The 1,918-nt window shown below is 66.4% G+C and carries 2 protein-coding genes and 1 pseudogene; 2 read left to right on the top strand and 1 reads right to left on the bottom strand.

Translation table 11 applies throughout. From position 1 onward, the window contains the following. A partial coding sequence (locus tag JMF90_RS35170; RefSeq protein WP_201326171.1) for a peptidylprolyl isomerase occupies positions 1-1,049 on the top strand: 1,049 nt, incomplete at its 5' end. Between the two features lie 74 nt (positions 1,050-1,123). Here JMF90_RS35170 and JMF90_RS35165 read toward each other — a convergent pair. After that, positions 1,124-1,792, bottom strand: coding sequence for an arylesterase (locus JMF90_RS35165; RefSeq protein WP_027805868.1), 669 nt, complete (start codon positions 1,790-1,792; stop codon positions 1,124-1,126). Between JMF90_RS35165 and JMF90_RS40445 the strand changes: the two are divergent. Further along, positions 1,674-1,918, top strand: a pseudogene (locus tag JMF90_RS40445) (ABC transporter ATP-binding protein); the annotation flags it as partial. The gene JMF90_RS35165 and the pseudogene JMF90_RS40445 overlap by 119 nt on opposite strands.

Here is a 1,918-nt window from a genome sequence, read left to right as displayed (position 1 = left end):
CCGAGCAACTGCTGGCCGACGTGAAGGCGCATCCGGACCAGTTCGCGCAGATTGCACAGAAGAGCTCGCAGGACGCGCCGTCGGCGGCGAAGGGCGGCGACCTCGGCTTCATCACGCGCGGCTCGACCGCGGGCGGCAAGGCGTTCGACGATGCCGCGTTCTCGCTCAAGCAGGGCGACGTGAGCGGTATCGTGCAGTCGGATCTCGGTTTTCACATCCTGAAGGCGACCGAAGTGAAGCCGGCGATCGTCAAGCCGTTCGCGGAAGTGAAGGACCAGATCGCGGTCGACCTGAAGCAGCAGTACGCATCGAAGGCGTTCTCGGACAACGCGGAGGGCTTCACGTCGACCGTCTACGAAAAGGCGAAGACGCTGCAGCCGGCCGCGGACAAGTACAAGCTGACGATTCAGACGGCCACCGTCACGCCGACGCCGAATCCGCAACTGCCGCCGACGAGTCCGTTGAACAATCCGAAGTTCCTGGCCGCCGTGTTCGCGAACGACGCGGTGAAGAACCAGAACAACACGCAGGCGATCGACGTCGGCAACAACACGCTAATCTCGGCGCGCGTGACCGAGCACAAGCCGGCCGCGGTGCCCGCGCTCGACGCGATCAAGGACGTCGTGCGCCAGAAGGTCATCGCCGAGCAGGCCGCGGAACTCGCGAAGAAGGACGGTGCAGCGAAGCTGGCCGAGCTGCAGAAGTCGAAGTCGACCGACGGGTTCGCGGCTGCGCAGAAGGTGTCGCGCACGCAATCGCAGGGCCTGACGCCGGCTGCGCTGAGCGCCGTCTACAAGGTTGATGCGAAGACACTGCCGGCTTACGTCGGGGTCGATCTCGGCGCGGACGGTTATGCGATCTATCGCGTGAACGCGGTGATCCCGGGTTCGGCGGTCGATCCGCAGCAACTGGCGGCCGCGCAGCAGCAGATGGCGCAGGTCGATGCGCAGAGCGAAGGCGAAGCGTACCTCGCCGCGCTGCGCGATCGTTCGAAGGTGAAGCTGTACGGCAGCACGACGGCCAGCCAGCAGCAGGACGGCGACAACTGAGCCTCGTTTCGCCCGCAACCATCAAAAAGCCCCGCTCGAAGCGGGGCTTTTTGTTTTCCGACGCTCGGCTGCGATCAGCCGTGCGGCTTGCCGAGCAGCGGCTTCAGTGCAGGCCACACATTGTCGAGCAGGATGCCCTGCGCCTGCTGCGCGGGATGCATCTGGTCGGCCTGGAACAGCTCGGGCTTGTTCTCGATGCCGGCCAGCAGGAACGGCACGAGCGGCACGCCGAGGTCTTTCGACAGCCGTGTATAGACTGCGTGGAACTTCTGCGTGTAGTCCGGGCCGTAATTGGGTGGCACGTACATACCGACCAGCACGACCTTCGCCCGCGCGCGCTGGGCGCTCGCGATGATGTCGCGCAGGTTCTGCTCGGTCGTCGCGAGCGGTACGCCGCGCAGCGCGTCGTTCGAGCCGAGTTCGACGACGACGATCGACGGCTTGAGCCGCTGCAGCACCGCGGGCAGCCGCGCACGGCCGCCGCTCGTGGTGTCGCCGCTGACGCTGGCGTTCGCGACGCTATAATCGATTCGCTCGGTCGTGAGCCGTTGCCGCAGCAGTGCCACCCAGCCGGTGTCGCGCGGCAAGCCGTATTCGGCCGAGAGACTGTCGCCGAGCACGACGATCACGGGCGGGCCCGATGCGGGCGCCGTCGCGGCGCGCGCGGGCACGGTGACGGCCAGCAGGGTGCCCAGCAGCGCGGCGGCCGCCGCGCGTCTTTTCCAGCGAAATGTCGTGTCCATGTTCAAGATTACCGATCCGATCATCGAAGTCCATGACGTGTGCAAGCGGGTTGCCGATGCAACGGGCGAGCTGACGATCCTCGACGGCATCACGCTCGCCGTGCAGCCGGGCAGCAGCCTCGCGAT

The organism is Burkholderia sp. E168m23 (assembly GCF_016586125.1).
In the GTDB taxonomy this organism is placed as follows: domain Bacteria; phylum Pseudomonadota; class Gammaproteobacteria; order Burkholderiales; family Burkholderiaceae; genus Burkholderia; species Burkholderia orbicola.
This window is presented reverse-complemented; position numbering and strand designations above follow the sequence as displayed.

Bases quoted from the DNA above. Each gene is read 5' to 3' on its own strand.
- JMF90_RS35165 (WP_027805868.1), bottom strand. From the start codon at position 1,792: ATGGACACGACATTTCGCTGGAAAAGACGCGCGGCGGCCGCCGCGCTG.